Raw genomic sequence first — 25448 nt, forward strand, 5'->3', positions numbered from 1 at the left:
GGCCGCATACACGCTTTTATGGGAAATCTTCACACCGTGATCATTCAGGGTAGGAATTCCCAGAACGGGCGATCAGGCGCAAAGTCGCGAGAGCACAACGTCACATCCCTACCCCCGAGATAGGCTAGCAACCACTCACTGAACGTCATCTCGTAGAGAGTCCAGGCCGGACTGTCGAACTCCTGCACCACGACGCGCCAGGGCGACGAGGAGCCATCGGGAACACGAAGGAATATCGCTTCCCCTGTCGTGGCCGTCGCCACTGGCATCAATTCCCCGGAGTTCGCACCTACCGGACCAGGCAGGAATTCCGCCATGTCCTCCTCTCTCCAGAGCTCAAGATCTAGCCTAATCATTTCCCCCAGGCTGTGTAGAAGATGACCCGCGGGATGCTTCAGATAAAGTTGCCCGTTGATCTCGATCGAACCGTAGGCATCAAGGATCTCACGGAAGTCTGCAGGGAATTCGATTCCGAGTTCCTGCTCTAGTTCGGTCCATGGCGCCGGATCCGACCAGTTGAACCGGGGTTCACCCAACAGGGCTTGGATCTCTGAAAGCGTTGCCACCGCTGCGTCACCCTCTAACACTTCGAGCCGATGCCAGTCTTGGAGTTGATCGCAGTACACGAGAAACTACCTACGATTCCCCCCTGGGGTCCGTATTCGGTCATTCCAGCCTGCACGATTGTAGGAACGGCTGAATGAGGATCTCCGTACACAGGAATGACCGACATGAATAGGCTTTTGTTCCTGTTCAAGGCCTTCCAGCCGAACAATTCCACCTTGCTGCCCATCCCCCTATTTGCACTACCATGCAAAGCCGCCAGGTTTCGGACCCCCGACCGGTTCCCTCGCCCCAGTAACCTATCAGGTGGCCGGCTTGCGGCTACCCGCCTCCCGCCGCTATCTCTCCCATTCCGTCTGGATTAACGGACGGTACACATTCGCGGCACTTCGGTACACCGCCTGCCCCGGTGCGCGACCTGCGGTCGCTCTTGGTAAGGAATGCAAAGGCGCGGGTCGCTCTGCAGCCCTTGGTCCCCTGGTGGTTCGTGTACTCCTCAAGGCCTCCGTAGATCCGGCCCCCGTCGACCAGAGGCAGCGGATTGCAACCTGGGTCGTCATCACGCGTGCGACCGCGGCTCTGACCTCCCGGATTGTTGACCGGTGCGGGAAGCGACTCCGGTGCGTCGCTCGGCGTGAATTGATCACTGTTGGCCAGATCGCGCATCTGGGCCGCACCGATAAGCAGTCTGACGACGTCCCCGGGCTTCCAGCCGCCACTGCCCTTGCCTCCCCAGTCGGGCTTCGGAGCTGGCCGGGTAGATGCTGTCGTGGGGTGCGGTCCGTTGTTGGGGTTCTGAATGATGGGTGGCTTCGGCGGCGCCACCACCGTCTGTACTCGGGAGATGGGTCCGTCATTGGGCTGCACGTAGTAATAGGGCTGCGTGTAGGGGGAACTGGAGACGTATGCCCGGCTGGAGCCGGTGCCCTTGGAACTCACGGACCCGACGTGGATCGCCTGGGCCTTGAGCGCATTGGCCAGGCTGGTGGCGGGCTTCACAAGGGACTGGGACAGGCTCGTGCTTGCCGCGTGCGCCGAGGAACTGGAGGAGGACCAAGACCACGACCAGTCCCAGCTGGAGGTGTTCTGGGGTTTGAGGGTGCGGATCCGGGGACCGTCCGTCCTGGTGGGCGCACGGCGCGGGTGCGGGCGTCGGTGCTGCAGGCGGCTGGGGACGCCTTGGCGGAGCGTGGCTTTGCCCACCTGGACCTCGCCGACATCGCGCGCCGTGCCGAGGTGGGCAGGACTCGGTTGGAGTGCAGTCGAAGATGTCGCAGAACGCGGCCAGCACCGGCAGGGACAGCCGCTCGGGAGTACCGGTAACCAGGCGGTGGACTTGCGAGAGGGAAAGGTTGATGCGCGCTCGGCAAGCGGCGGGGCGAGCTCGCTGGTGGTGAACATCCCGGCGGCAGCCATCTTCTCGCGCAGTCGCCACTGTCAGCTGACCTGGCCTCCTCGGAGGCACCGCTAGAATAGACGTCGGCGGTGTCGAACATCGTGCCCCCGGCGTCGAGGCAGATGTCGACGAGGCGGCGGCGAAGCGATCAAAGGCCGCAGGGACCAGGTGATCGTGTCCACTGAGACCAGCCTGCCGATGGGCGACGGCCCAGGCGATGCGGGCTCCTCTCGTTCCCGCCTGATCACCGCATGCGAGGACGCCCTGCGCCGACTCGGCATCGACTGCATCGACCTGTTCCAGCTGCACGCCTTTGACGCGACATGGGGCGCTGGTCAGCGGGTGCCCGAGCTTGGACTGACCAGATCACTCCGTCACGGGCAGGCACTCGGTGAGCAGGTTGACGACGTCGTGCCAGGCTCGCTGCGCGTGCCGTGGGTGGTAGCCGACGCCGGGGACCGCGGTGTGGTCGACCGGCGGGTGGTGGAAGGCGTGCAAGGCGCCGCCATAGACCACGAGGCGCCAGTCGACGCCCGCGGCCTGCATCTCGGCGGTGAACGCGTCCCGTTGCGCGGGCGGCATGATCGGGTCTTCCGACCCGACCCCGGCCCACACCGGGCAGCGAATACGCGCCGCCTCGCCCGGTCGGCCCGTGGTCAGCGCGTTGACTGTCGCGATCGCGCGTAGGTTGACGCCGTCGCGCCCGAGTTCCAGCCCGATGACGCCCCCGGTGCCGTAGCCGACGGCGGCGATCCGGTCAGGGTCGGTCGGCGGTTCGGCGCGCAACACGTCGAGCGCAGCGTGGCCGATGCCCCGCATCCGGTCGGGGTCGGCGAGCAGCGGCATGCAACGGGACAGCATCTCCTCGGGGTCGCCCAGATAGCGCCCGCCGTGGAGGTCGAAGGCCAGCGCTACGTATCCCAGCTCGGCGAGCGCATCGGCCCGGCGGCGCTCAACGTCGCTGAGCCCCATCCCCTCGGGCCCGATCAGTACTGCTGGCCGGCGGCCGGCGCCAACGGGGAGCGCGAGGTGCCCGACCATCGTCAGGCCGTCGGCCGGGTATTCGACCGTGCGCGTTGTGATCGTCGCCATGAGACTGGACTGTAGTGATCGTGGAGCCCGGTCGGGCCGTTGTTCTGCCGCTGGCAGAACAGCGCGGGTGTCCCTCTGGAATCACCCCTTCGCGCCAGAAACCGCTGAAGATTCGAGGGCATGAAGCTCTGAAAGTCACAACCTGCGGTGACGATCTCCGGCCGCCACATGAAGCGGCCCTGTCATCTACGGCAAGGGGTAAGCGGTGTCCACCGTCGTGCAGTTGCCGACCGGGAAGGCATCGACCGTCCGGGCGGCAGCCGACGTGTTCCTCGACTCACTCGGCAACCCGAACACGGTCCGGAACTACAGGATCGGGGTCGGCAAGACCGCCGAGCGGATCGGCGAGGGCCGACCGCTGGCGTCGGTCGTGGACGACGAGATCGGCGAGGCCCTCGAACTGCTCTGGGGCACCGCGGCGGTCAACACCTGGAACTCCCGCCGGGCCGGGGTGCTGTCCTGGCCCGGCGGGTGCCAAGAACGCGGCTACGAGGGCCCGACGGTGCCGGCCTGGGCGAGGCGGCTGGCGGTGCCGGACTCCGATACCCCGGCTCGCTGGCTCGGATTCGGCGGGTCCTGTCCGTCGCCGCCACCGCGGTGGCCGTGGCCGCCGTCGTCCTCCTGCTGTCCTCCAACACCCCGGACCGCCCGCGCCCGGCACCGCCCGCACGACATACCAGCCCCACCGTTGCCCCTCCCTCCACCGTGTCGTACCCGGTACCCTCCCCCGTCGCATCCGGTCCCTGGGAGCCCTTCCCGAGCCCGCCGAAGTTGACCGCAGCCGACGGTGTTCCAGGACATCGGCCTGTACGCGCAGGGCCATCCCTGCGGTCAGTGCGTGCCGTCCAATCTCCTTGTGGGCCGGTGGGCCGGTGGGCCGGTGGGTCAGCCGGGACGCCAGCAGTTTGCCGCGGCCTGCCGCAGCCACGAAGGTCTCGTGGCAGAGCACGCGCACGGAATCGATCACACCGCTCCCTGCCACAGCAGTCGGTCGAACTCCGCGTCCGGCTCCTTCTGCTGCTGCGGCGAAGGCGCCTGCCCGTTCCACCACGACAGCTACTGGGCCTGCTTCGGCCGGCTAAGCCTTACTCATGTCAGGATGCCCGGGCGTCTGCGGCGGGCTTGAGTACTTCCCTGCACCAGGTGCGGAAGTCTGTTGGTGTCGGCTTGGCGGTCGCCCAGTCCGCGTCGTAGATGCCGTGGCCCTGTGCTGCGAACGCCTCGGTCACGTCCTTGACTGTCTGGTCGCCGGCGCCTTGGGAGTGGAGCAGCGACGCGTAGTCATCGATGCTCATGCGACGGTAGGTGACCGGGCGCCCGAGTTCCTGGCTGATCACCTCGGCCATACCGTCGGGGGTCAGTCGGTCGGGGCCGAACACGGGGAGGTTCTCCTGCCCGGTCCAGGACAGATCGGTGAGCAGGTCGGCCGCGGTGCCGGCGATGTCCCGCGTCGTGATCAACGCCAGCGGCAGGTCACCTGCACAGGTCAGGTAGAACGCGCGTTGCCCGCGGATGGCATCCAGCTGCCGCAGGAGGTTCTCCATGTAGAAGGGCATGGACAAGGCCCGATACGCCGCACCGGACGTGCCGAGTTCGGCGTCCATCGCGAAGGCCGCCGAGAGGACGCCGGCCGGGGTCGGCCAGCCGTGCCCGGCGCTGGAGACCCCGACTACGTGGCCGACCTCGTGGCGGGCGATGGCGGCGGCGCCCGCCCGGGCGAAATGCAGGTAGTGCACCTCGGCGCTCGGTGCCTGTGGGTTCGGCGGGACGAGCCAGAACAGTGCTTCGGCCCCAGGCAGGGCCCTGTCGAGCACGGCGGGGTCGTCGTGGGAGCCGTCGATGGTCTCGACCCGCTCGCGGACCGAGTCGTCCAGACGCGAGGCGTCACGGACGATGACCCGGATCTCCTTGTCCTGGTCGAGCAACTGGCCGAGCAGCCGGCTGCCGATCTGTCCTGTCGGTGTGGTGACAACGATCACCATGACCCCTCTCTAACATGAACCTGAACTCCGGTTCCGAATGTAGGGGCAGGGCCCGTGCATCGTCAACTACAGTGGAGCGACCATGACCGCTCCCGAACGCCCGCTGCGCGCCGATGCTCGGCGCAACCGTGAGTCCGTCCTCGACGCCGCCGGCGAACTGTTCGCCCAGCGAGGCGACGCCGTGCAGATGGACGAGATCGCTGAGCGCGCCGGCCTCGGCGTCGGCACCCTCTACCGGCACTTCGCCGACAAGCAAGCGCTACTCGCGGCGATCATCGGCCGCCGGTTCGAGGCGATGACCACGCTCGCCCGCACCGCCGACGAGACCGAGGACCCCTGGACGGCGTTCGAGACGCTGCTCTACGGCTATCTGGAGTCCGCACAGGCCGACGCCACGTTCCGCTTCGCGCTCCTCGGCCCGGAAGAGCCGCGCTGGAACGACATCGCCGCCGAAAAGACAGACTTCTCAGCAATCACCGAACGCATCGTGCAACGCGCCGTCGACGCCGGCCGCCTCCGTGAGGACTTTCGTGCTCATGACTTCGTTCTCATCACCCGTGGCGCCATGGCGAACATGACTGGCGCCGGTGACTGGCGCAGGCACGTGGCGCTCCTGCTCGAGGGCATCCGCGGTCCCCAACGCTGACCCAAGACCGCCTTCCGGCCATCCGCGGGTGCACCAGAGCACCGTCTTTCAGCCCGTCTGTCCGATCAGACCGGGCAGATCCTCTGAGCGGCCTACTGGCTGCTGGCTCTGCCACAGTGATGGTCAACGGCGCCGATGGGGCGGCAGGCCACCTGTGGCCCGGCTACGGCTACGAGGCGTCGGTGCGTGGCTACAACGTCGTGGTGTTCGATGGGTCCGGCCAGCAGCGCATGCTGTTCGAGTGGGGCATCCCATTCCGGCCCGACTGGGAGCACGTCATCACGCCGGTCGTCGACGCGACACTGCGCCTGCCGGGCGTGGACCCGGAGCGACTCGCCCTCTTCGGCGTCAGCCAGGGAGGGTATTGGGTCCCACACGCCTTGGCGTTCGAGCACCGCTTCGCGGCCGCGGTCATCGACGACGGAGTGGTCGACGTGTCCGAAGCGTGGCACGCCATGCTGTCGCCCAAGCTGAGGCCCTCGCCTTGCTCGGTTGTCGAGAAAGAGATTGGGCGCGGTCAACGAAGCGGCAACCCGGCGTGCGCCGGGAGGTCGGAGCGTGTGCTGTGAGTGGTGCACCGTCTTCCGGCTGACCGCTTCACCATCGGGGCACCGGACCGTTGATGCCGCGGCAATGATGTGCCGGCCGGTGATGTGCGCGGCGCCGCCCGCAGTAGTGAGACCGTCCTCCCCGCGACGGACCGCACGGGTCCGCCGCAGGGAGCATCACGCACCTGGCCACGGGCGCGGCCAGACCTCCGCATCGATGTCTCGGTGGCTACCGGTGCCTTGAGGATGAGCGCCGGACGCGTCGGTGAAACGGCTCGTTCTCAAGCGACCGTGAGCACGAGCTTGCCTTGGATGTGCCCTCGGGAGGCGCGTTCGTGCGCAGCTCGGGCATCCGCGAGCGGATACGTGCTGTCGATCGCGACACGAACCGTGCCCTTGTCGAGAAGGCGTCCCAGTTCCGCAAGCTGCGCGCCGCTCGAACGGACCTGAGTACCCGAGACTGTGACGCCCAGCCTCGCGGTCTCTTTCTCGTCGAACTCGCCGAAGAACACGGGGAACTGGGAGCCACCACGCTTGAGCGTATGCAGGAAGCGCCTGCTGTCGGGGCCACCGACCGTGTCGAGAACGAGGTCGACGTCGTGCACGGCTTCCTCGGGACGACTCTTGGTGTAGTCGATGAACTCGTCGGCCCCGAGCTCGCGCAGGAACGCCTCGTGCGCACCCGACGCCACCGCGATGACGCGGGCCCCCTTCCATTTCGCCAGCTGGAGTGCGAAGTGCCCCACGCCACCCGCGGCCCCGTTGATGAGCACGGTCACGTCGGTGTCGAGCGGCACCGGACGATGCTTCGCCGCCTGGAAGGGCGACGAATGATCGTGTCCGAGCTCGATCAGGAACTGCCACGCCGTCAGCCCGGCCATGGGCGCCCCGGCGGCGTGCACGTGATCGACACCAGCCGGCTTGAGCGCGAGGTCCGCCGCAGGCGCGGCGACGTACTCGGCATATGCGGCGCCGTCGAAGCTTGGAAAACGAAGGAGGCCGAAGACCTCATCACCGACGGAGAAGCCGTCCACATCCGCGGCGACAGCCTCGATGACACCCGACAGGTCTGTCCCCGGAATCACAGGCAAGTCGAACTTCGGCCGGGTCTCCGGGGGCAGATTGGACATCCCGTCACGCAGATACCAGTCGGGAGGATTGATTCCGACCGCGTGAACGCGAACAAGAACCTCGCCCGGCCCCGGCTCAGGAATCGGCACCACGTCGTAGCGCAGCACCTCAGGGCCTCCGTGCTCATGCAGCCGGATCGCCCTCATCGTGTCTGGCGGCATCGTTTTCTCCTGCCCTGCGAGGGGATATGCTGACCGGATCAGTGATCCACTTTTCCGGATCACTGATCCGAATATATGGACCACCGATCCAGATAGTCAAGGGAGACAGATGCGGGCCGACGCCAGGAAGAACCGTGACCACCTACTCGCCGTTGCAGGCACCGTCATCACCGAGCGAGGTGCCGAGGCGTCGATGCGCGACATCGCCCGGACGGCCGGCGTGGGGCTCGCCACACTGCTCCGCCACTTCCCAACGCGTGAGGCACTGTTCGAGGCCCTGCTTCGCTCGAGCTTCGACGAGCTGACAGCAACGGCGAGTGAGCTCGAAACGTCGAGCTCACCCGATGATGCACTGGTGTCGTGGCTGCGCGACTTCGTCGCTTGCGCGCACAACTATCGCGGCGTCGTGGCGTTGATGATGGCTGCCATCGGGGAGGAGCAGTCCGCACTTCATGCTTCGTGCGTCACGATGCGCGCGGCCGGCACCAGGCTTCTCGACCGTGCTCAAGCCGAGGGCATGGCGCGAACCGACATCGACGGCACCGACCTGTTCGCACTGGCCGGATCACTGGCTTGGCTCGGAGATCAACCCTCGCTCGCGCCACGCCTCGATCACCTCTTCGGTGTTGTGGCGAGCGCGATTCTGTCGAGCGCAGAGAGCCACGATACCGAGAAAGAACGCCGCCCTCGGGTGCGTAGCTGACAGGGGCACCGGCATCGAGGTACGCCCCTGAGGCGCACGCCGCCGCCAATTCGCATACCGCCGCCGACGACAGGCAGCCCTGCCCGCCATCGGCGGCCTCATCCAGCTTCGGCATCCCTCGTACAGCGGCGCAGGCCGCCGAAGCGGCGGCTGCCCAGCTGGAGTAGCTGTTGAGCATCAAGACGACCACGGGCATGTCACCGCCGCCGATGGAGGCGACCAGGGGCAGGCCGAGTGCCGGTGAGGAACGCCGCCGCACGCGCCGACGTCGCAGAGGCCGGCTCCGCGGCCTGCTTCACCGGGGCCAGCCAGGTCACGAAGCCCACCAAGGTCCCTACCGTGAGTGCGTTGAGCGGCAGTTGGGTTCCGGTACGCCGGGTGAGCCAGCCGTGGAACTCCTCCCACAGGACCCTGTCGCGGGCGTAGCCGTCCTGAGTCTTCTTCGGCCGGATCCGGCCCAGGTGCTTCTGGGCGCCCCGTTCCAGAGCGGTGAGGACGGCGGCCGCCGCCGGGTCGTACAGCGCGACCGCGCCGTTGGCTGCACCGTTCCCGATGCCGGCCTGCCCGGCACCGGCGATGTCCTGGACGCGCTCTACTGCTGGTGCCAGGCCCGCCTCAGCGTGAAGAACGTCGCCGGCCATCCCGCGGACGAGACGGACGTGCGGGAACGGCTGGCCGCCGTCCGGCATCACCAGTTGTTCTTCGTCGGGATGCACTACCGCAGAAGACCGACCCCCTCGGCACGGAGGCGCGGAGTACGGCGGGGAGCCCCGCGCAAGCCGCTTACTGCACCGGCCTGGCGTCCGGATCCCGGCTGGCGGCAGCTACCTCTGTTCCCACAGATCCCCCGTGACTACAGCGGGCTCGCCCTGGCCGACGCCGACCTGGCCAGCCCGTGGCTGGCTTGGGCGAAGTACCTCGCACACCGGCTCGCCGAGGGGCGCGGCTGGGGACGCGATATCCGCTTCGCCGTCAACCGCGGCCTGGCCCTCGTCCTCACCGGCTACGTCGAGGGTGACGTTATCCGGCACACGGAGATCTTCGCCCCGCTGCGAGCCCTGGACCTGCCGGTCGGCCACACCGTCACGGTCCAGGAGGAGATGGGGATCTTCGAGGACGACAGCGAAACCTCCTTCGAACGCTGGATCGCAGAGAGGCTGAAGGGTCTCGCACCCGGCATCCGCTCGGAGGCCGAGCGCTGGACCCGCGTCCTGCGCGACGGCGGCCCCCGCAGCCTCCCGCGACGGGAAGGCACGGTCTGGCTCTACCTCAACCGAGTCCGCCCGGCTCTGCTGGAATGGTCGAACCCCTACGACCACCTGCGCGAAGTGACCCGCGACGACGTCCTCACCTACACCAAGACACTGCACGGCCACCAGCGCCACGACCAACTCGTCGCCCTGCGCTCGCTGTTCGCCTGGGCCAAACGAAACGGACTGATCTTCCGCAACCCCACCAGCCGGATCAAGGTCGGGCAATACGAGTACGCCGTGCTGCACCCGCTCGTCCCCGAGCAGGTCGACCGCTCCGTCGCAGCGGCCACCACCCCGGCGACGCGGCTCATCCTCGCCCTCGCGGCGGTTTACGCCGCCCGGGTCGCCCAGATCGCCAGCCTCATGCTTGACGACGTCGACCTCGGCAACCACCGGCTGGCCATCGCCGGACGCGCCCGCCCCCTCGACGATCTCACCGTGAAACTGCTGCTGGACTGGCTGGACCACCGACGCCGGCGATGGCCGAATACCGCGAACCTCCACCTGTTGATCAACAACCGGACCGCCAATACGACTGCCGAGCCAGCAACCACTGGATCGGTGTCGCGATGCGCGGACAGGACGCGACCCTGGAACGGCTCCGTGTCGATCCGGCAGCTCGAAGAAGCACTGGTACGGGGACCTGATCCGCTGCATCTCGCCGAGGTCTTCGGACTCGACGAGAAGACCGCGATGCGCTAAGCGGACTCCGCACGGGCGCTGCTGGAGCAGGCCGCCGAACAAATGCCCAAGAGCCGGCAGTGACCTTCTGCCATTCTGCTTGCCATGTCCGCACGAAATCGAAGACTGCCCCGGCACCGTGCCTGGCCCCTGACCACCACCGACATCAACGAGTGTCTCGGCCCTTACATGAGCCGCGTCACGGACCTGAGGTTCCTCACGGGGCATGACAGCGGGACCATCGTCCTGGGAGCAGAATGGATCGCTCCGAACCCCCGCAACTACGGCGGCGGCATCCACCCGGACATGGTCGGCTTCTGCATAGACGTCCACCCGGTCAATACCACTGAACGTGCTGCCACCCGCGCTGTTCTAAGGGCGCATGCCCTCCCACAACTCCACGAATGGATCACGCAGGCGATCGCTGCCGACGAGACCTGGCAATTGACTCCTCACCAGCACTACTGGCGGCTCACAGACGGCCACCTCACGCACCGCGACGAAGCGTGAACCGAGCCCGGACAACGACGCACACTCACATCCTTCCCCGGGTGTGAGTAGTTTCGGTACAGGAAGTGCCGTTGAGATTGATCATGGTCCGGCGGGCGTGAGCCGAGGCGCGATAGGTGTCACCGAGGCAAGTTGGTTGCCACTTCGCGTCGGAGCCCGGCTGTGCCAGGGGCGCGGTTCTCGCAACGCCAGGGCGGGCCAGTCACCTCGTACCGCATGATGTGCCGGGAGCTGATGGGAGACCGGACGCTGTTCCCGAAATCCAGCACGATGTCACGGCGTTCACCGCCGTCGGTCACAGAGCAGTGGCTGCGCGGATCAGCCCCGCGACCGCCGTTGAGCGGCTGTGTGGGGGCCAGGCGATGACCGTGGTGACGTGGGGGGCGTCGGGGACCGGTACGGCGGTGAGGTCCTCGCGCAGGCCGGTGAGGCCCGACTCCGGGACGACCGCGCAGGCGCGGCCGAGGGCGATGAGCTGGGTGAGTTGCGTGTGGTCGCGCACCTGCGGTCCGGGGCCGTCCGGGAAGGTGCCGTCAGGGCGAGGCCAGCGGGGGAGGGGCAGGTCGGGAAGGTCGGTGACCTCAGCGAGCCGCACGTGGGAGCGGGTGCTGAGAGGGTGGCCCGCCGGGAGGATCGCGACCTGACCCTCGCAGTGCAGGTCCTCGGTGTCGAAGCCGACCGTGTCGTCGAATGGCCGATGCAGCAGGGCTACGTCGGCCCGGCCGTCGTGCAGCAACCGTGCCTGCTCGCCCGGCCCGCAAAGCACGACGTCCACGGCGACGGCGCCGGGCTCGGCGGCATAGGCGTCGAGGAGTTTCGCCAGCAGTTCACCGGAGGCGCCCGCCTTCGCGGCCAGGACCACGGCGGGACGGCCGGTCGCGGCGAGGGCGGCCCGGCGGGTGCGCCGTTCGGCGGCCTCGACGGCGTCCAGCGCAGCCCGCGCCTCCCGCAGCAGCACCGCCCCTGCCGCGGTCAGGGAGACACCCCGACTGCCGCGCTCCAGCAGGAGGGTGCCCAGGCGCCGTTCGAGCCCGCTGATCGCCCGCGACAGCGGGGGTTGGGCGATCCCGAGCCGCTGCGCGGCCCGGCCGAAGTGCAGCTCTTCGGCGACCGCGATGAAGTACCGCAGCTCACGTGTCTCCACCCCGCCAGCCTAACCGGGCCGACCAGGAGCGATACCCGGGCGGTATCGCCGTCCACCCAGTCGGTCTTGGACGCCCTGCCCGGCGGGGGAGAAGCATCGATGTCATGAGTGAGACGAACACTGTGAACCACCACAAGGTCGCGCTGGTGACCGGGGCCAACAAGGGTATCGGGTACGAGATCGCCGCCGGGCTCGGCGCCCTCGGCTGGTCCGTCGGAATCGGCGCGCGGAACGAGGAACGGCGCGAAGCCGCTGTAGATAAGCTGCGCGCGGTCGGAGTCGATGCGTTCGGCGTGCCGCTGGATGTGACCGACGACGCGAGCGTGACAGCGGCGGCTCGGCTGATGGAGGAGCGGGCCGGGCGGCTCGACGCGCTCGTCAACAATGCGGGGATCACCGGGGGCGGGCCGCAGCAGCCCACCACGGTCGACGTGAACCGGGTACGGGCGGCCGTGGAGACCAACGTCATCGGCGTCATCCGCGTCACCAACGCCCTGCTGCCGCTGCTGCGCCGCTCGCCGTCACCGCGGATCGTGAACGTCTCCAGCAGCGTCGGCTCCCTCACGCTCCAGACCACGCCTGGCGCCGAGACCGGTCCCATCGCCGTCGCCTACGCTCCGTCGAAGACGTTTCTCAACGCCGTCACCGTGCAGTACGCCAAGGAACTGGCCGACACGCACATCCTGATCAACGCCGTCTGCCCCGGCTTCACGGCGACCGACCTCAATGGCTTCCGGGGAGTGCGCACCCCCCAGCAGGGGGCAGCCGCCGCGATCCGGCTGGCCACCGTGTCGGCCGACGGGCCGACGGGCCGCTTCTTCGACGACGAGGGAGAGGTGCCCTGGTGACGCGCTTCCGGTTCCCGCCGCCCCGGGGAGATGGCGCAAGCGCCCGGCCGTTGCGCTCCGCCGGCCGCGCAGGCGTGAGTGTGCGAGTGACCGTGAATGGCGCGCTGCGCCGCGGCCGTCCGGGCCCACCTCGACACCGTCGCCGACATGCTCGGCCGATAGTTACCCAAGGTCGGGGCCATACTCCTGGAAGCCAAGGAGGACTAGACCGCGTTCGCGGACTTCCCTGATCGGCACTGGAAGAAGATCCAGTCGACCAACCCCCTGGAGCGGATCAACCGCGAGATCAAGCGCCGGACCGACGTCGTTCGGAACTTCCCCATCCCCGACGCCCTCGAACGCCTCACCATCGCCGTGCTCGTCGAGATGCACGACGAGTGGATCGCCTTTTCCCGCCGCCACCTCCCCGAGGGGCAGGGCTTCGGCGTAGTCGGCGGGCGTCCGTTTCATGACCGCTTGCGGTGAAGGGAGCGCGAACGGACGGTTCCTGTCTCGTGTCCATGGCGCCTCGGTGGCCTGCGCCTCCGCGCACCGTCGGGCGGAGCCAGCCGACGGTGCCGGGGGTGATCCCCTGCGTGGCTGAAGAGACAGGTGCAGATGCGGACGACGCTCGTGCGTGGGATGAGCGGCTGGGCTGGGCGTTCGGGCTGACGGCGGATGATCCGGCTGCGAGGAGTGCGGCACGCGCTGGCCGTCGTCCTCGACCTGACCGCGTGCGCGGTGGGGACCGACAGCGCACCCCGCGCTATGGCGACCTGGCGCAACCTCGCGGTCGGCGCCCTGCGACTGAACGGCGCGAAGAACATCGCCTCCGGCCGTCGCCGCAATGCGCGTGACGCCCGCCGACCCTTCATGCTCCTCGGTCTCGCCTGAGCATGAAGTGGACGTCACTCGACTACGCCGAAGCCCTGAGGGCGTCGCAGAACAACTTCAGGCTTTGATCTTGGTCAGACGGGCTGTCTCGCGAGGTCATCGAGCGGAACGGCGCTTTGACGTTTGTGAGTTGTTTTCCGACGGCTCCCTGGGCGGCTCAGGGGTCGACCGGGTCCGGCGCATGCGTTCTCGGCGTTCTCTCGGGCCGAGACCGAGAGGTAACGCTGCCTCAGATGGTCGGGGTGTCGTCAACAATCGGCCTGTGAATCTCAACGACCGGCTTCCACCCCGCGGAGAACTCGATGAAGTCCGCACGGGTGGGGTAGGTGTCGCTCGCGCGACGGTCACGCTTGGGGCTGTCGCTCCCCTTGCGCCCCCGGGGAACCTGCTCCTCGAAGATGTCGACCTTCACGTCGGGAACCTCCTTGAGGCCCTGGCGCCAGATCTGCACGATGTCGGCGCCGAACGCCTGCCGGGCCGCAGCGTAAAGGGCCGTGAGGGCCCCCTTGTCCGCACCGGGGACGAAAAGTGTCAGGTCCAGCACGACACCGGCGGACTGGAGGACCTCGATGGTCACCGAGCCGTTCTCGTCGGCCACGTAGATTCCGGCTTCATTCTCGCCGTCGGGAAGGCAGGAGACCTCTTCCTGGAATACGGTTCTCGCCGTGATCGGGCCGCCCTCGAAATCCTCACCGGACTTGGTCAGAAAAGCAGGGACATAGCAGTCGGGAAGCTTGAGTTCTGCCGTGTCGGCGGAAACAAAGAGCCTGTCCTTCACGCCGAGCTTCGTCACCTCTTCCAGCGAGAGGCGGCGAGCGGCGATCTTCTCCGTGTTCACGATTTCCCTTTCAGGTTGCACTGTCCCTCCGAACAAGGACGCTACCACGAAACCCTGAGGTCAACTGCCCAGTAATCTTTGGGTAAATGGCCTCGGATGACTTGCGCGGGAGGATACCGAAGCGAGTGCCACTCGGTCGGGAACACGCATCCGCCAGGTAGTGTCCCTCGTCATGCTGTTGGGGATCAACTGGCGGTTGCATTTCGGTGCGTTGGGTAGCACGGAGGAACTAAAAGAGAGTTTACGGTAGATATCGCCCATATCCCCTTCGGGGAGGTGGCGGCGAGGTAAGGCGATCCATTCGTCGTGCATCTCGAAGAGCGCAGCGGAAACAAACCGGATGGTCCGACAACGCAACAACGCAGACCCCCACCGGCAAAACCGCGTAGCGGTGATCGCCCGGCTGGTCCAGGCCGACGAGGGCACGGTGCGGGAGGTGATCCACCGGTTCAACGAGATCGGCCTGGCTACCTGGACCCTCAGCGGGCGGGAGGCCGTCCCCGCCTGCTCACCCCTGACGGCGAAGACTTCATCATCCAGACGGCCACCGCCCGCCCGACCAAACTCGGCCGGCCCTTCACCCGTTCGTCGATTCGCAAACTCGCCGTCTACCTGCGGAAAGTGCGCGCACGCGTTCATCCGCATCGGTCGTGAAGCCTTACGCCGCCTCCGGCGCCCTTCCGCCGCACCCACGGCGTCACCTACTTCCACGGCTGCTGCTCCGTCGGTGACGGCACCCTCTGGGGCGTAAACCGCCGTCGCAAGGGCACCGCTAGTTCGGTGACGGAGGCGGGGATGTCGGCGACCGCCGAGTGCCAGAACCCGGACCCGGTGGGGGCGTCGGGGTCATAGACGGTCACGGCGTAGCTCTTGGTGTCTTCAAGAGCGCCGCTCCAGGTCAGCTGGGGCGACACGTGCTCGCCGCCGGGGACGCCGAAGAGGCCGGAGAGCTGCTCGGGCGCCCAGGCGGCGCCGTCCCTGACGGTGGCACTGGTGACGGTGAAATCGGCCGCCTCGGGGAGGCGGGCGAAGGGGTTGTTGGCGCTGTTGGCGCTCATCACGTCGTTGTCGGCTGAAAGGCTGGAGTACGCGCCGCCCACCACCGCCTGGCCCGCACCCCGGCGCATGTACCCGAGGAGGGGGGAGCCCTGCAGCGCCCGGTGGTCGGAGGCGCATCGGGTCTTCCACCGCACCCTGCTGGCGGGATGCGGCAACCGGACCCTGCTGGAGACCTTCGACCGCATGTGGACCGCGAGCGAACTGGCTCGCCGCTGGTCGGCGCAGCGCGCCCCCGGCCGGGACCATGTCGGCGAGTACCGTCGCCTGGAGGAGACGGCCCTCACCCGTGACGCCGACGCCGTGGCAGAGGTGCTGGCTCAGCACCTCACCCTGACCGCAGCAGGGCTTGCCGACAGTGAGGCCTTTTCAACCTCGTGCTGAGGCGTGGCGCCTTGCTCGCTCACGGCTTCACGGTGCCAACCGGCTCGAAATTCGCCTCGCCCTCAATCACCGGAATGCCGAGTTCTCCGCGCAGGGCAGCCCACAGAAACTCCGTGAACGACATCGGAAGAGAAATCCAGTCTCCCATTTCAAGGACCACTGACCAGTCACCTCCGACGACTTGCGGAGGGGTCAGGAAAACATGGTTTCCCGAGACTGACCGTGCGACGGGCACACATCCGCCAACGGCTGGATGGACTGGGTAGGGATACATCTCCGGTACGTTCCGGGACAGCTCCGCATAGGCGAAGGACGCCTGCTCCCACAGCGACTCGAGGTGCAACCCCTCGCCCCCTTCCACCGCCCTGGGGTGGAACAGGTAGAGCCGGTCATTCACGCAACCGGGACCGTACGCCGAGACGAACCATTTGTAGTCATCCGGGAGCGAAACCCCGGTACGCGCCTCCAACTCCTGCCAGTCGCGACCCATGTCACCATTGACCGACGGCTGTCCCAGAAGCTCACAGAACCGAGAGATATCCATCGGATGACCTTTCAGAGTGGGATGCCTGATCGTAGACGGTGCGGCTCAGGCGGTAGCCACCTTCTCCGACCGCATGCATACACGTCTCGGTCGACATCGCCGCATCGGCACCGTTGTACACCGGGGAAAATCCTGACGCGACATGTTGACCGGGCTTCACCGCGAGCGCGATTTCATCCTCCAGCGACCGCATGTGCGCTTCACGATACGGAGCGCCCCCACAGCGGTATCTGGTGCATCGGCTGGACTCCGGCGTCAGCCTGAATCACCCGGCAGAGGAACTCGGTCATGCCATAGCCGAAACGCGTCCAGGTGTCGTCACCGTGACTGAAGACCACCACCGGCCAGCCCGCCGGCTCGCCTTGGGTGAGCCAGCAGTACAGGTCGGCACTGCTCGCCGCGCCCCAGGCCACCAGGTCCTCCGGCACCGCGTCGAGCCCGGTGGGCTCCGTGATCGCCCAAGTGGCCCGGGCGTCGGCCGTGATGAACCCCATGCCGCCCAGTGGCGCGCCCGGCTCGTCACAGGTCTGCGGCGTGACCTCAGTCGGTACGATGACCGACAGATCCTCGTCCAGAAAATCCTCGCCGTACCGGGCGACGAATCCCTTGAAGTCCGGGGGAAACTCCAGTCCCCAGGCCGCTTCCACCGCAGCCCAGTCCACCGTCACCCCGTCGCCCGGGCGTGGCGGCATCTCCCTCATGAGGGTTTCGAGGCTGTCCTGTGCGGCCATAGACGTTCTCCCTTCGCGCTGTTCGTGCAGGTCCTCGCCCGCATCACTTGAGCAGCACCGAGTTACCGTCCTCGTCGACCTGCTTCCCGAGCTGCCGTCCGCCGAGTACGTTGCGGGCGATTACATCGTTGAAGAGTACGTATGGTTTGCCGTCCGTTCCCCATGCGGTCGCGTGAAGGTCCACGAGTCGGCGACAACCCGGTCACCGGTGTAGTTCGGCCGCACCGAGTACCGCACGACATGGTTCCTGGCCACCGCCTTGCTGACGGCCGTCTCGTAGGTGCGGAAGTTCTCGTCCGAACAGTCGGCGCCACGCACCCAGAAGTTCGTCGGGCGCGTGCAGGCGGACAGGTCGGCTAAGTCACGGCCGGTCCCGGAGACTTGCTTGGGCAGCAGGTGGCAGGCCTTGATCCAATACTTGTCGTTACCGCATCCCCACCCGTTCACAGTGTTCTTGGCCCACTGATAGCCGGCCGCCCTCTCACCGACCGCCGGAGAGCCCTCGTTCTCGGCCAAGTACGCCTTATCCAAGCAACTGTTTATAGTCGTCGCACCGTAGCCGGACGGGCGGGCGCCTTGTTGCCCCCGTCCGACGATGGTCGAGTTAGGGTCTGTTCGAACGGAACCGGGGGGTGTGATGGAACGGTGGCCCGAGGGATCTGCCGCTGACCCGGAGGCGGCCCGGGAGCGCTATGCCTCTGACATGCGGGCGTCACGCAAGGCTCTGCGAGAAGTGATCAGGGCCGACCTGCCTGCCGCGCACTTCGGCGTTGGGATCGTCGTCGTGGCAAGTGTGGTCGTGGGCCTGTTCGCGGGGTCGATTGCTGGAGCTCTCGTGGCTGGATTCTTCGCCGCTCTGTTCTTTGTCGCGCTGGCGGTCATGCTCCTTCGGGGTATCAGGGGGATGGATGCAGGTCGCCGGGCCTATCTTTTCACCTTTGGCTGGGCAAACTGGGTCTACTGACCTTCAAAGGGCGGTGTCGTAGGGGCTGACGTCTCATGATCCCCGCGGTATGCCGCCTGCATGAGGTACGCGCAGGGCGGTGGACTGACCGATGAACGACGGGCCTTTCGGGAGAGATTGCGGTTGGAGGCGGCCGAGCGGTTTGGGCACGGGGACGAGACCGCAGTCATCGCCCATGACCTGCGGGTCAGCATCCGATCGGTGCAACGCTGGAGGAAGGCCTGGTCGCAGGGTGGGCCGAGAGCTCTGGCATCGAAGGGGCCGGCGTCGCTGCCGTTGCTGAGCGACGAGCTCTTCGCCGTGCTGGAGCGTGAGCTGCTCAAGGGCCCGGTAGCGCACGGTTGGCCGGACCAGACGTGGACTCTGTCGCGGATCAGGACGCTGATCGGGCGCCGGTTCCACAAGAGCTACACCGTCCAAGGTGTCGCCGCGCTGGTCAAGCGGCATGGCTGGAGTTGCCAGGTCCCCGCTCGCCGGGCGATCGAGCGGGACGAGGCGGCGGTGGCTGGCTGGGTGAAGGAGACGTGGCCCCAGGTGGAAGGACCGTGGCGGCGCTCGACGCCTGGCTCGTCTTCGAGGACGAGGCCGGCTTCTCGATGACGCCGCCGACCACCCGAACCTGGTCGCGCCGCGGCCACACCCCCGTCATCCGCGTCAGAGGACGCTCCCGCCGCCGCTTATCGGTGGCTGCCCTTCTCTGCTACAAGGCGGGTGAACCATCCCGGCTGGTCTACCGGCCCTGCCCCGACGCCCGACCGGACGGGCGCAAGAGTTTCTCCTGGAAGGACTACCGCGACCTCATCCAGAATGCCCACCACCAGCTCGGCGGCCCGATCGTGCTGGTCTGGGACAATCTCAACACCCACCTCACCGCCGGGATGCGCCGCTACATCGCCGACCGCGACTGGCTCACCGTCTTCCAACTCCCGCCCTACGCACCCGACCTGAACCCCGTCGAGACCATCTGGTCCATACTCCGGCGCACCAGCCTGGCGAACCGGGCCTTCGCCAACCCCGACGACCTCGTCACCACAGTCCGGAAGGGTCTGCGCCAACTCCAGTACCGCCACGACGTCCTGGATGGCTGCCTCACCGGCACCGGCCTACGCACGCCACCCTGACGACATCACGCATTCAAGGTCAGTAACCTCGAACTTTCGTGATGGTCCGCCGACGGAGTTGGCGGACCATTTCTCGTTCTGCGGTTGAGGGCGGGCAGGGCTGCGGCCCGGGTGTCGCCTCGGGTAGGCGCCGGGTTCCACTGCTCCGGGTCGGGTGGTGCTACTTGTCGGGACAGGGAATGCTGGTCAGCCGGGGTTCGGGAGGTGCGCGAGCCGGTCGAGGGCGGCAGTGATGTGGCTGGTCCAGGGCCAGTGCCGGGCGAGACGGAGGATCCGCCGGCGCCCGGTGGTGACGAGTTGCCCGGCCGCGGTGAACAGGCGGAGCCGCAGGCGGCGGGGTTCCCAGAGTCTGGCCTTGCCGGTCAGCGCGAGCATCGGCATCCAGGCCAGCAGGTCCAGCGCGATCTGGACGATCTCGAGCCAGATGCGGTTCTGAGCGGTGTGGTGCAGGGGCAGGTTCCGCAGCCCGGTGGCCCGGGCGGCCCGGATGCGGTCCTCGGCCCGGGCCCGCAGCCGGTGACGGAGTTCGAGGTCGGCGATCGGCCGGGTAACGGTGTTGGTGGCGAAGCAGGTCAGCCGCATGCCGTCCGCGTCGGTGAGCCTCAACTGGGCGCCCGGGTGAGGTCGTTCCTTGCGGACGATCAGCCGCATGCCCTTCGGCCAGCCGGCCAGGACGTCGCCGGTGAGTTCGGCAACCCAGGCGCCGTCCCGGATCTCGCCGTCCGGCTCGACGGCCGGTGTCCAGGCCGAGGTCGGGACCTTCAGCACGTGCTGGTGGATCGCGTCGGTGATCACCATGCCGACGGAGTAGGACAGCCAGCGCCCGCGCTGGGCGAGCCAGGCGACGAAGTCGTGGGTGCCGCCTGCGGAGTCGGTGCGGATCAGGGTCTGCCGTCCGCGCCGGTACTTCTTCGGCAGTTGAGCGAGGGCCAGGCGGGCTGCGGTGATGTGGTCACAGGCGGTGTTCGATCCCGCGTTCCCGGGCCTGAGCAGGGCCGCGACGGGTTCCCCGGTGCCGGCCGGGCCGTGGTCGACGAACCCCATCAGCGGGTGGTGGCCGTAGGTCCGCTTCCAGGTCGGGGCGGCGTCCTGTTTGTCGGAGTGCGCGATCACCAGCACCCCGTCCAGGTCGATGGTCACCGTCCCGTCCGCGTCTGGCGCCTTCCGGCCAGCCAACTCCCAGACTTTGTCGCGGACTTCGGCCCGAGCGGACCGGATGGCCTGCAAGGCGGTGTCGCCGGAGGCGGCGAGGGTGTCGATCAGGCGGGAGACCGTCGGGTCGGAGGCGACCGGCCCGAACACGGCCGGCTCGGCCCGCAGCATGCCCACGTCGGCCAAGCAGTCCCCGCCCATCGCGACCGCCAGGGCGAGGTCCAGGACGACCTTCCCCGGGTCGTGGAGGGCCCGCGGCCTCCGCCACGGAGCAAGCACGGCGGATATCACCTGGTCGAGACCGGCCTTGCGGACCGTTTCCACCAGCAGGACCGAACCTGCCTGCGAGACCACCTGACGGCCGTCCCCCTGGACACGGACACGCGGGTACGACGAGATAGGCTCTCTCACCTGGAAAGTGCTCTTTTCCTTGCAGCCAACAGGACCCTCAGCAAGTCCTATCGTTGCAGGTCAAGGGCGCTTTCCTCGTTTCTGGTCAGCCCTTGGACAGCCCGCTTCGTGAAAGCCCGAGGCTAAGGGCTTGCAGATCATCAAGGTGTTGCTTCCCGTTCTGGAGCTCGTTGGTGTGGTATGCGCAACTCGGATGAGGCTCAAGCCCAACTCACTGTGAAGTTTGCGGCGTTGTTTCCGCATCTGGACGAGCGGCAGCGGCGGCTGATGATGGGAGCGGAGGCCCGGGTGCTGGGGCATGGCGGGGTCCGGGCCGTCGCGCGGGCCGCCGTGGTGAGTGAGACGACGGTCCGCAAGGGCGTGTTGGAGTTGGAGGCCGGCGAGGAGCCGTTGGGCCGGGTGCGGCGACCGGGCGGGGGCCGCAAACGAGTCGCGGATCTCGATCCGGGGCTGCGGCCCGCGCTGCTGGCGCTGGTCGAGCCGGACGAGCGGGGTGATCCGATGTCGCCGCTGCGGTGGACGGTGAAGTCGACCCGTACCCTCGCCGAGGAACTGGCCCGGGCCGGGCACAAAGTCAGTGCGGACACCGTCGCCGACCTGTTACAGGAGGAGGGCTTCAGTCTGCAGGCGAATGCCAAGACGCTGGAGGGCGGCCGGCACGCGGACCGCGACGCCCAGTTCCGCTATCTCAACGAACAGGCTCGCGTGCACCGGGACGCCGGGCAGCCGGTCATCAGCGTGGACGCCAAGAAGAAGGAACTCGTCGGCGAATTCAAGAACAGCGGCCGGCAGTGGCGGCCGGCCGGTGATCCGGCGCCGGTGAACGTCCACGACTTCGCCGACCCCAAGCTGGGCAAGGCCATCCCCTACGGGGTCTACGACGTCACAGCGAACACCGGCTGGGGCAACGTCGGCACCGATCACGACACGGCCGCATTCGCGGTGGAATCGATCCGCCGCTGGTGGTCCGGCCAGGGACAAGCCGCCTACCCGCAGGCGACACGGCTGCTGATCACCGCCGACGCTGGTGGCTCCAACGGCTACCGGACCCGGGCCTGGAAGCTCGAACTCGCCCGCCTCGCCGCCGAAATGGGGCTGACGATCACGGTCTGTCACCTGCCTCCGGGCACGTCGAAGTGGAACAAGATCGAGCACCGGCTGTTCTCGCACATCACCATGAACTGGCGCGGACGCCCGCTGACCAGCCACGAAGTCATCGTCCAGTCCATCGCCGCCACCACGACCCGCACGGGCCTGCGCGTCATGGCGGAGCTGGACACCAACACCTACCCGACCGGAGTCGCCGTCGATGATGCGGAGATGGCGGCCCTGCCACTGACCCGCCACCTCTTCCACGGCGATTGGAACTATGCCCTGCACCCGCGGCCATGCCCGGCCATTGCGGTGGCCCGGCCCCCGCAGCCGCTGGCGGCGGAGTGGGACCAGAGCCTGCTCTCCGATCCCGCCCTGACCGGAATGACCCGACAGCAACTCAACGACCTGACCGAGTCTTTGTCCGACGGCGTCAAGCGTGGCCGTCCTCCCCGGCTCGACTTCCCCAACCAGGTCCTGGCGGCCGTGCTCCACCTGCGGGTCTCCCTGGCCGCAGAACCCCTCGCCGTGCTGTTCGGCAGCAGCCGGACCGCCATGCACCGCACCCTGCTGAAGATCAGGAGACTGCTCAAGGCACACGGCGTCGTCATCCCACCAGCGGTCAGCCCGCCCGCTGTCCTCGCCACCCTCCAAGCCCGCGTCCGTGCCCAGAGCGACGACCCCAACAAGATCAAGACGACGTGTTATTGATCTGCAAGCCCTAAGGGTTGTCCCGCAACTCCTGGTCGGCTGATGCGGCTGACGGTCATGGCTCCGCAGCACTCGCTTACGGGCCGGCCGTGTTGTCAGTGTCCCGGGCTACGGTGCGGTGTGATGGGCTGGACGGAGATCGTGAGGGACTCGCGGCCATGGGGGGTGGGTCGGACAGGCCCCGGCAGCCAGCTCGGGTCTGGAGGTGTTTTGCCGTGTATCCACCCCCCACCTCCGCCGTCCGAGGGCTGTCCGCCCTGTTCGCGGGTGAATGGCAGGGGGAGACCGTGAGCCGACCGCTCTTGTTCCTCGATGTGGACGGGCCCCTCAACCCTTACGCGGCCAAGCCGGAGAAGCGCCCCGCCGGCTACACCACCCTAAGAGTGCCGCGAGACGGCGGGGCTCCAGAGGAACACCGAGCACTCTCGTTCCGTCGGCGGCCCCTGAGGGTCTGGCTGAACCCAGAGCACGGACGAGACCTGCTCCGGCTCGACTACGAGCTGTGCTGGGCCACCACATGGATGGCGGATGCCAATCGGTGGATTGCCCCGGTGCTCGGCCTTCCCGAACTTCCCTTCGTCGACTTCGGTGACGTCTTGCTTCAAGACCGCCCCGACGGAGTTCACTGGAAGACTGCTCCCCTGGTGGATTACGCCAACGGCCGCGCCTTCGCGTGGGTGGACGACGAACAGAGCGAGCTGGACCAGGCGTACGTGACCACCCACCACGGCGCACGTGGCCTTCTGCACCACGTCAACCCGCGGATCGGCCTGAGAGAGGACGACTTCCGGACTCTTGCCGACTTCGCCCGTTCTTTGAGTACTTCACAAACCACCGGATGAGCCTGTCCTCGGCCCATCGGCGCGTACTCCGCCGTCCGCACCAATAGTTCCCCCAGCGGATGCAACGACGGGGGCGCACTGGTGCCGGTCCTCCCGCAGCCGCTCTGGTGCTCTGACCGCATGGGTTCGCCGGGTTGACGGTGGTCGCAGTTGGGTCTGCGCTGACGCCCGATCCGACTGCTGGGGGTGCTGTGGTGGCCGATCATCGCGCACCGATAGCGAACCGAGCTGGTGTTGCCCCGGCACACGAGCTGCTGCAGCTTCTGCCTTTCCTGAAGCCCTGTGGAACACCTCGCAGAGGCAAGGGGATCAGGTGACCGGCAGTTCGTTGTTCTCCCGTAGGGAGGGCGTGCCGAGCAATGTACGTGCGACCTCTTCCAGCGATCCGAGCAGCGGGTTCGGGTCGTCAGCGCGCGTGACGAGCACGACCTCGCAGGGATCGATGTCGATGACGGGCACCAGGGCGATGTCCTCGCGCACAGCAGCGCGTCGGTCGCCGGCAGGAAAGATCGCGACACAGTGGCCGGTGGCGATGAGTTCCAGCTTGTCCTCGTAGCTGTCGTCGATTGCGGGCGGGGGTGGTGCCGGGCGGTCGCCGACCGGCTTGGGCGTGCTCCAGACAACCGGAGTGCTGACGCAGGCCACCAGTTCCTCGTCCGACAGAGCCCGCAGGCTGACGGGTTTCTCGTTCGCCAGATGATGACTCGCCGACGTGACGAGTACCCGCGACTCCTCATGGAGCTTGGTCACCCGGAAGCCGTCCGTGGGCAAGGGCAGGGGTCTGTATGCGACGAGGGCGTCGACCCGCCCCTCGGCGAGGGCGTGCGTGTCCCGCCAGTCGAGGTGCCGGGTGCGGACCTGGCCGTCGGGGTGCAGGCGGCGCAGTTCCTGCACACAGGCGGTGATGACCAGTCCTTCGGCGTAGCCGACGGTGATGGTACGGGGCTGGACGGCGGCTCTGGCCGTGCGAGCGGCTTGCTCGGCCTCGTGGAGCAGTGTCCGGGCCCTGGGAAGGAAGGCCTGACCGGCGTCGGTGAGGCTGCTGCCCTGCGGCGAGCGGTCGAACAGCCGGACACCGAGCTGAGCTTCAAGTCGCTGGATCTGGCGGCTCAGCGACGGCTGCGCCAGGTGCAGCTTGGTGGCGGCCCGGCCGAAGTTGCCGTACTCCGCCACGACCGTGAAATAGCGCACGAGCCGCAGATCAACGTCCACTCGCCCAGGGTACGTCGCGCGTCGCCATACGCCTGGGACATGACGGCATACGGAACAGGTCTTGGACATGGTGTGCGGGCGGATATTTAGCTGGGGGCATGACCACTTATGACGGCAAGAAGATCGTGATCACGGGCGGAAGCAGTGGTATCGGCCTGACTACAGCCCGGTTGTTCGCGGACGGTGGGGCGCACGTACTGATCACCGGCCGCACCGGATCCACCCTGGACGCCGCGTTGGAGCAGTTGGGGAACAAGGCGATCGCCGTCCGCAGCGACGCCGCGTCCCTGAAGGACATCAAGGCGCTGGCCGGCACGGTCCAGGAGCGGTTCGGCGCGGTGGACGCGCTGTTCGTCAACGCCGGCGTCACTGCGTCCGCGCCGTTCGACTCGACGACGGAGGAGATGTACGACGAGCTGTTCGGCAACAACACCAAGGGCCCGTACTTCACAGTGCAGGCGTTGGCGCCGCTGATGCGCGAGGGAAGCGGCGTGGTCCTCACCACGTCGGTGGTGAACGTCCTGGGCCTCGACGCGCTCAGTGTCTACTCGGCGAGCAAAGCAGCCCTGCGGTCCATGACGCGCACCCTGGCCCGCGAGCTGCTTCCGCGCAAGGTGCGCGTCAATGCCGTGAGCCCCGGCCCGATCGACTCGGGCGTCCTGGACCGCTCCTTGTTGCCCGCCGACGTCGTCGAGGCGACGAAGGACACCTACCGGAACACCATCCCGATGCGGCGGCTGGGGACGTCTGAGGAAGTGGCCGCCGCGGTGGCGTACTTGGCGTTCGATGCGACCTTCTCGACGGGAACGGAGTTCCCTGTCGACGGAGGGGCCTCGCAACTCTAGGTGCTCTGACCGC

General features: G+C 67.6%; 25 protein-coding genes and 9 pseudogenes. 18 read left to right on the forward strand and 16 right to left on the reverse strand.

Features of this window, described 5'->3' with window-relative positions; all coding sequences use genetic code 11:
- Positions 1 to 44: 44 nt before the first annotated feature.
- Positions 45 to 566: an SMI1/KNR4 family protein gene (locus tag CP978_RS29265; protein ID WP_043449775.1), complete on the reverse strand. Its 522-nt coding sequence runs from the start codon at positions 564 to 566 to the stop codon at positions 45 to 47.
- Positions 567 to 1650: 1084 nt separating this feature from the next.
- Between CP978_RS29265 and CP978_RS35865 the strand changes: the two are divergent.
- Positions 1651 to 1812: pseudogene (locus CP978_RS35865) on the forward strand (TetR family transcriptional regulator); the annotation flags it as partial.
- 52 nt (positions 1813 to 1864) lie between these two features.
- On the opposite strand, the pseudogene CP978_RS36465 reads toward CP978_RS35865, so the two are convergent.
- Positions 1865 to 2029 (reverse strand): annotated as a pseudogene (locus tag CP978_RS36465) (hypothetical protein); the annotation flags it as partial.
- A 69-nt stretch (positions 2030 to 2098) separates the two neighbouring features.
- Between CP978_RS36465 and CP978_RS29280 the strand changes: the two are divergent.
- Positions 2099 to 2281: pseudogene (locus CP978_RS29280) on the forward strand (aldo/keto reductase); the annotation flags it as partial.
- A gap of 45 nt (positions 2282 to 2326) precedes the next feature.
- Here CP978_RS29280 and CP978_RS29285 read toward each other — a convergent pair.
- Positions 2327 to 3052, reverse strand: coding sequence for a dienelactone hydrolase family protein (locus CP978_RS29285; protein WP_043445783.1), 726 nt, complete (start codon positions 3050 to 3052; stop codon positions 2327 to 2329).
- 205 nt (positions 3053 to 3257) lie between these two features.
- Between CP978_RS29285 and CP978_RS35870 the strand changes: the two are divergent.
- A pseudogene (locus tag CP978_RS35870) lies at positions 3258 to 3608 on the forward strand (site-specific integrase); the annotation flags it as partial.
- Positions 3609 to 4146: 538 nt separating this feature from the next.
- On the opposite strand, the gene CP978_RS29295 reads toward CP978_RS35870, so the two are convergent.
- The gene (locus CP978_RS29295; RefSeq protein WP_221501012.1) at positions 4147 to 5034 is read right to left on the reverse strand and encodes an NAD(P)H-binding protein; all 888 of its coding nucleotides are present in this window, start codon (positions 5032 to 5034) and stop codon (positions 4147 to 4149) included.
- An 82-nt stretch (positions 5035 to 5116) separates the two neighbouring features.
- On the opposite strand from CP978_RS29295, the gene CP978_RS29300 reads away from it, so the two are divergent.
- Positions 5117 to 5680, forward strand: coding sequence for a TetR/AcrR family transcriptional regulator (locus tag CP978_RS29300; RefSeq protein WP_043445786.1), 564 nt, complete (start codon positions 5117 to 5119; stop codon positions 5678 to 5680).
- Positions 5681 to 5799: 119 nt separating this feature from the next.
- Positions 5800 to 6249 carry an alpha/beta hydrolase family protein gene (locus CP978_RS29305; RefSeq protein WP_043445789.1) on the forward strand — a complete coding sequence of 150 codons (450 nt, stop codon included), beginning with the start codon at positions 5800 to 5802 and terminating at the stop codon, positions 6247 to 6249.
- A 260-nt stretch (positions 6250 to 6509) separates the two neighbouring features.
- Here CP978_RS29305 and CP978_RS29310 read toward each other — a convergent pair whose 3' ends face one another.
- Positions 6510 to 7520, reverse strand: coding sequence for an NADP-dependent oxidoreductase (locus CP978_RS29310; RefSeq protein ID WP_174498693.1), 1011 nt, complete (start codon positions 7518 to 7520; stop codon positions 6510 to 6512).
- A 109-nt stretch (positions 7521 to 7629) separates the two neighbouring features.
- Here CP978_RS29310 and CP978_RS29315 point away from each other — a divergent pair, with 109 nt between their 5' ends.
- Complete coding sequence (locus CP978_RS29315) at positions 7630 to 8223, forward strand: TetR/AcrR family transcriptional regulator (RefSeq protein WP_043445795.1); 594 nt, start codon at positions 7630 to 7632, stop codon at positions 8221 to 8223.
- Between the two features lie 135 nt (positions 8224 to 8358).
- Here the strand turns inward: CP978_RS29315 and CP978_RS29320 are convergent.
- A pseudogene (locus tag CP978_RS29320) lies at positions 8359 to 8461 on the reverse strand (NAD(P)(+) transhydrogenase (Re/Si-specific) subunit beta); the annotation flags it as partial.
- Positions 8421 to 8864, reverse strand: coding sequence for a hypothetical protein (locus tag CP978_RS29325; protein WP_144401507.1), 444 nt, complete (start codon positions 8862 to 8864; stop codon positions 8421 to 8423). The gene CP978_RS29325 and the pseudogene CP978_RS29320, both read right to left, overlap by 41 nt.
- Between CP978_RS29325 and CP978_RS29330 the strand changes: the two genes are divergently transcribed.
- On the forward strand, positions 8844 to 10178 hold the full coding sequence (locus CP978_RS29330; protein ID WP_227745501.1) for a hypothetical protein: 1335 nt from the start codon (positions 8844 to 8846) through the stop codon (positions 10176 to 10178). The two genes, CP978_RS29325 and CP978_RS29330, sit on opposite strands and share 21 nt — an antisense overlap.
- Before the next feature lie 84 nt (positions 10179 to 10262).
- The gene (locus CP978_RS29335; RefSeq protein WP_043445798.1) at positions 10263 to 10667 is read left to right on the forward strand and encodes a hypothetical protein; all 405 of its coding nucleotides are present in this window, start codon (positions 10263 to 10265) and stop codon (positions 10665 to 10667) included.
- A gap of 295 nt (positions 10668 to 10962) precedes the next feature.
- Here the strand turns inward: CP978_RS29335 and CP978_RS29340 are convergent, their stop codons facing one another.
- The gene (locus CP978_RS29340; protein WP_043445802.1) at positions 10963 to 11811 is read right to left on the reverse strand and encodes a LysR family transcriptional regulator; all 849 of its coding nucleotides are present in this window, start codon (positions 11809 to 11811) and stop codon (positions 10963 to 10965) included.
- 104 nt (positions 11812 to 11915) lie between these two features.
- Between CP978_RS29340 and CP978_RS29345 the strand changes: the two genes are divergently transcribed.
- The 3 genes and pseudogenes from CP978_RS29345 to CP978_RS29355 all read left to right on the forward strand — a co-directional run bounded on the left by CP978_RS29345 (position 11916) and on the right by CP978_RS29355 (position 13532).
- The gene (locus CP978_RS29345) at positions 11916 to 12659 is read left to right on the forward strand and encodes an SDR family oxidoreductase (protein ID WP_043445804.1); all 744 of its coding nucleotides are present in this window, start codon (positions 11916 to 11918) and stop codon (positions 12657 to 12659) included.
- Positions 12660 to 12767: 108 nt separating this feature from the next.
- Positions 12768 to 13124: pseudogene (locus CP978_RS29350) on the forward strand (transposase); the annotation flags it as partial.
- Between the two features lie 192 nt (positions 13125 to 13316).
- Complete coding sequence (locus tag CP978_RS29355; protein ID WP_052454358.1) at positions 13317 to 13532, forward strand: hypothetical protein; 216 nt, start codon at positions 13317 to 13319, stop codon at positions 13530 to 13532.
- Between the two features lie 229 nt (positions 13533 to 13761).
- On the opposite strand, the gene CP978_RS29360 is transcribed toward CP978_RS29355, so the two are convergent.
- On the reverse strand, positions 13762 to 14370 hold the full coding sequence (locus CP978_RS29360) for a hypothetical protein (RefSeq protein ID WP_043445810.1): 609 nt from the start codon (positions 14368 to 14370) through the stop codon (positions 13762 to 13764).
- 379 nt (positions 14371 to 14749) lie between these two features.
- Here CP978_RS29360 and CP978_RS35875 point away from each other — a divergent pair.
- Positions 14750 to 15153, forward strand: a pseudogene (locus CP978_RS35875) (helix-turn-helix domain-containing protein); the annotation flags it as partial.
- Here the strand turns inward: CP978_RS35875 and CP978_RS29375 are convergent.
- A pseudogene (locus CP978_RS29375) lies at positions 15144 to 15428 on the reverse strand (kinase inhibitor); the annotation flags it as partial. The pseudogenes CP978_RS35875 and CP978_RS29375 sit on opposite strands and share 10 nt — an antisense overlap.
- Positions 15429 to 15446: 18 nt before the next feature.
- On the opposite strand from CP978_RS29375, the pseudogene CP978_RS29380 reads away from it, so the two are divergent.
- Positions 15447 to 15810 (forward strand): annotated as a pseudogene (locus CP978_RS29380) (FCD domain-containing protein); the annotation flags it as partial.
- A 19-nt stretch (positions 15811 to 15829) separates the two neighbouring features.
- Here the strand turns inward: CP978_RS29380 and CP978_RS29385 are convergent.
- From CP978_RS29385 to CP978_RS29400, 4 genes are all read right to left on the reverse strand, one after another.
- The gene (locus CP978_RS29385) at positions 15830 to 16354 is read right to left on the reverse strand and encodes an SMI1/KNR4 family protein (protein ID WP_043445813.1); all 525 of its coding nucleotides are present in this window, start codon (positions 16352 to 16354) and stop codon (positions 15830 to 15832) included.
- A complete protein-coding gene (locus tag CP978_RS29390; RefSeq protein ID WP_144401510.1) occupies positions 16332 to 16547 on the reverse strand; it encodes a hypothetical protein in 216 nt (71 codons plus the stop codon). Before CP978_RS29390 ends, CP978_RS29385 begins: the two co-directional genes overlap by 23 nt.
- Positions 16548 to 16554: 7 nt before the next feature.
- The gene (locus CP978_RS29395) at positions 16555 to 17085 is read right to left on the reverse strand and encodes an SMI1/KNR4 family protein (protein ID WP_052454359.1); all 531 of its coding nucleotides are present in this window, start codon (positions 17083 to 17085) and stop codon (positions 16555 to 16557) included.
- A gap of 120 nt (positions 17086 to 17205) precedes the next feature.
- Positions 17206 to 17601 (reverse strand): DNA/RNA non-specific endonuclease, encoded by a 396-nt coding sequence (locus CP978_RS29400; protein WP_043445816.1) that lies wholly within the window; start codon positions 17599 to 17601, stop codon positions 17206 to 17208.
- A 217-nt stretch (positions 17602 to 17818) separates the two neighbouring features.
- Here CP978_RS29400 and CP978_RS29405 point away from each other — a divergent pair, with 217 nt between their 5' ends.
- Both CP978_RS29405 and CP978_RS36470 read left to right on the forward strand, forming a co-directional pair.
- Positions 17819 to 18049: a hypothetical protein gene (locus CP978_RS29405; protein WP_227745502.1), complete on the forward strand. Its 231-nt coding sequence runs from the start codon at positions 17819 to 17821 to the stop codon at positions 18047 to 18049.
- Between the two features lie 60 nt (positions 18050 to 18109).
- A protein-coding gene (locus tag CP978_RS36470) for an IS630 family transposase (protein WP_423218870.1) occupies positions 18110 to 19170 on the forward strand; the annotation gives its coding sequence in 2 pieces (ribosomal slippage) (positions 18110 to 18556 and positions 18559 to 19170; 1059 coding nt in all).
- Positions 19171 to 19356: 186 nt separating this feature from the next.
- Here the strand turns inward: CP978_RS36470 and CP978_RS29420 are convergent.
- Positions 19357 to 20733 carry an IS1380 family transposase gene (locus tag CP978_RS29420; RefSeq protein ID WP_043441155.1) on the reverse strand — a complete coding sequence of 459 codons (1377 nt, stop codon included), beginning with the start codon at positions 20731 to 20733 and terminating at the stop codon, positions 19357 to 19359.
- A gap of 180 nt (positions 20734 to 20913) precedes the next feature.
- Between CP978_RS29420 and CP978_RS29425 the strand changes: the two genes are divergently transcribed.
- Complete coding sequence (locus CP978_RS29425) at positions 20914 to 22536, forward strand: ISAzo13 family transposase (protein WP_043445819.1); 1623 nt, start codon at positions 20914 to 20916, stop codon at positions 22534 to 22536.
- Between the two features lie 287 nt (positions 22537 to 22823).
- On the forward strand, positions 22824 to 23378 hold the full coding sequence (locus CP978_RS29430) for a hypothetical protein (protein WP_043449787.1): 555 nt from the start codon (positions 22824 to 22826) through the stop codon (positions 23376 to 23378).
- Between the two features lie 309 nt (positions 23379 to 23687).
- On the opposite strand, the gene CP978_RS29435 is transcribed toward CP978_RS29430, so the two are convergent.
- Complete coding sequence (locus tag CP978_RS29435; protein WP_150478338.1) at positions 23688 to 24590, reverse strand: LysR family transcriptional regulator; 903 nt, start codon at positions 24588 to 24590, stop codon at positions 23688 to 23690.
- A gap of 98 nt (positions 24591 to 24688) precedes the next feature.
- Between CP978_RS29435 and CP978_RS29440 the strand changes: the two genes are divergently transcribed.
- The gene (locus CP978_RS29440) at positions 24689 to 25435 is read left to right on the forward strand and encodes an SDR family oxidoreductase (RefSeq protein ID WP_043445821.1); all 747 of its coding nucleotides are present in this window, start codon (positions 24689 to 24691) and stop codon (positions 25433 to 25435) included.
- The last annotated feature ends 13 nt before the right edge of the window (positions 25436 to 25448 follow it).

The organism is Streptomyces nodosus, assembly GCF_008704995.1.
GTDB lineage: Bacteria > Actinomycetota > Actinomycetes > Streptomycetales > Streptomycetaceae > Streptomyces > Streptomyces nodosus.

Bases quoted from the DNA above. Each gene is read 5' to 3' on its own strand.
- CP978_RS29285 (WP_043445783.1), bottom strand. From the start codon at position 3,052: ATGGCGACGATCACAACGCGCACGGTCGAATACCCGGCCGACGGCCTG.
- CP978_RS29295 (WP_221501012.1), bottom strand. From the start codon at position 5,034: ATGGTGATCGTTGTCACCACACCGACAGGACAGATCGGCAGCCGGCTG.
- CP978_RS29300 (WP_043445786.1), top strand. From the start codon at position 5,117: ATGACCGCTCCCGAACGCCCGCTGCGCGCCGATGCTCGGCGCAACCGT.
- CP978_RS29305 (WP_043445789.1), top strand. From the start codon at position 5,800: ATGGTCAACGGCGCCGATGGGGCGGCAGGCCACCTGTGGCCCGGCTAC.
- CP978_RS29310 (WP_174498693.1), bottom strand. From the start codon at position 7,520: ATGCCGCCAGACACGATGAGGGCGATCCGGCTGCATGAGCACGGAGGC.
- CP978_RS29315 (WP_043445795.1), top strand. From the start codon at position 7,630: ATGCGGGCCGACGCCAGGAAGAACCGTGACCACCTACTCGCCGTTGCA.
- CP978_RS29325 (WP_144401507.1), bottom strand. From the start codon at position 8,864: ATGGCCGGCGACGTTCTTCACGCTGAGGCGGGCCTGGCACCAGCAGTA.
- CP978_RS29335 (WP_043445798.1), top strand. From the start codon at position 10,263: ATGTCCGCACGAAATCGAAGACTGCCCCGGCACCGTGCCTGGCCCCTG.
- CP978_RS29345 (WP_043445804.1), top strand. From the start codon at position 11,916: ATGAGTGAGACGAACACTGTGAACCACCACAAGGTCGCGCTGGTGACC.
- CP978_RS29355 (WP_052454358.1), top strand. From the start codon at position 13,317: ATGATCCGGCTGCGAGGAGTGCGGCACGCGCTGGCCGTCGTCCTCGAC.
- CP978_RS29385 (WP_043445813.1), bottom strand. From the start codon at position 16,354: ATGGATATCTCTCGGTTCTGTGAGCTTCTGGGACAGCCGTCGGTCAAT.
- CP978_RS29390 (WP_144401510.1), bottom strand. From the start codon at position 16,547: ATGCGGTCGCTGGAGGATGAAATCGCGCTCGCGGTGAAGCCCGGTCAA.
- CP978_RS29395 (WP_052454359.1), bottom strand. From the start codon at position 17,085: ATGGCCGCACAGGACAGCCTCGAAACCCTCATGAGGGAGATGCCGCCA.
- CP978_RS29425 (WP_043445819.1), top strand. From the start codon at position 20,914: ATGCGCAACTCGGATGAGGCTCAAGCCCAACTCACTGTGAAGTTTGCG.
- CP978_RS29440 (WP_043445821.1), top strand. From the start codon at position 24,689: ATGACCACTTATGACGGCAAGAAGATCGTGATCACGGGCGGAAGCAGT.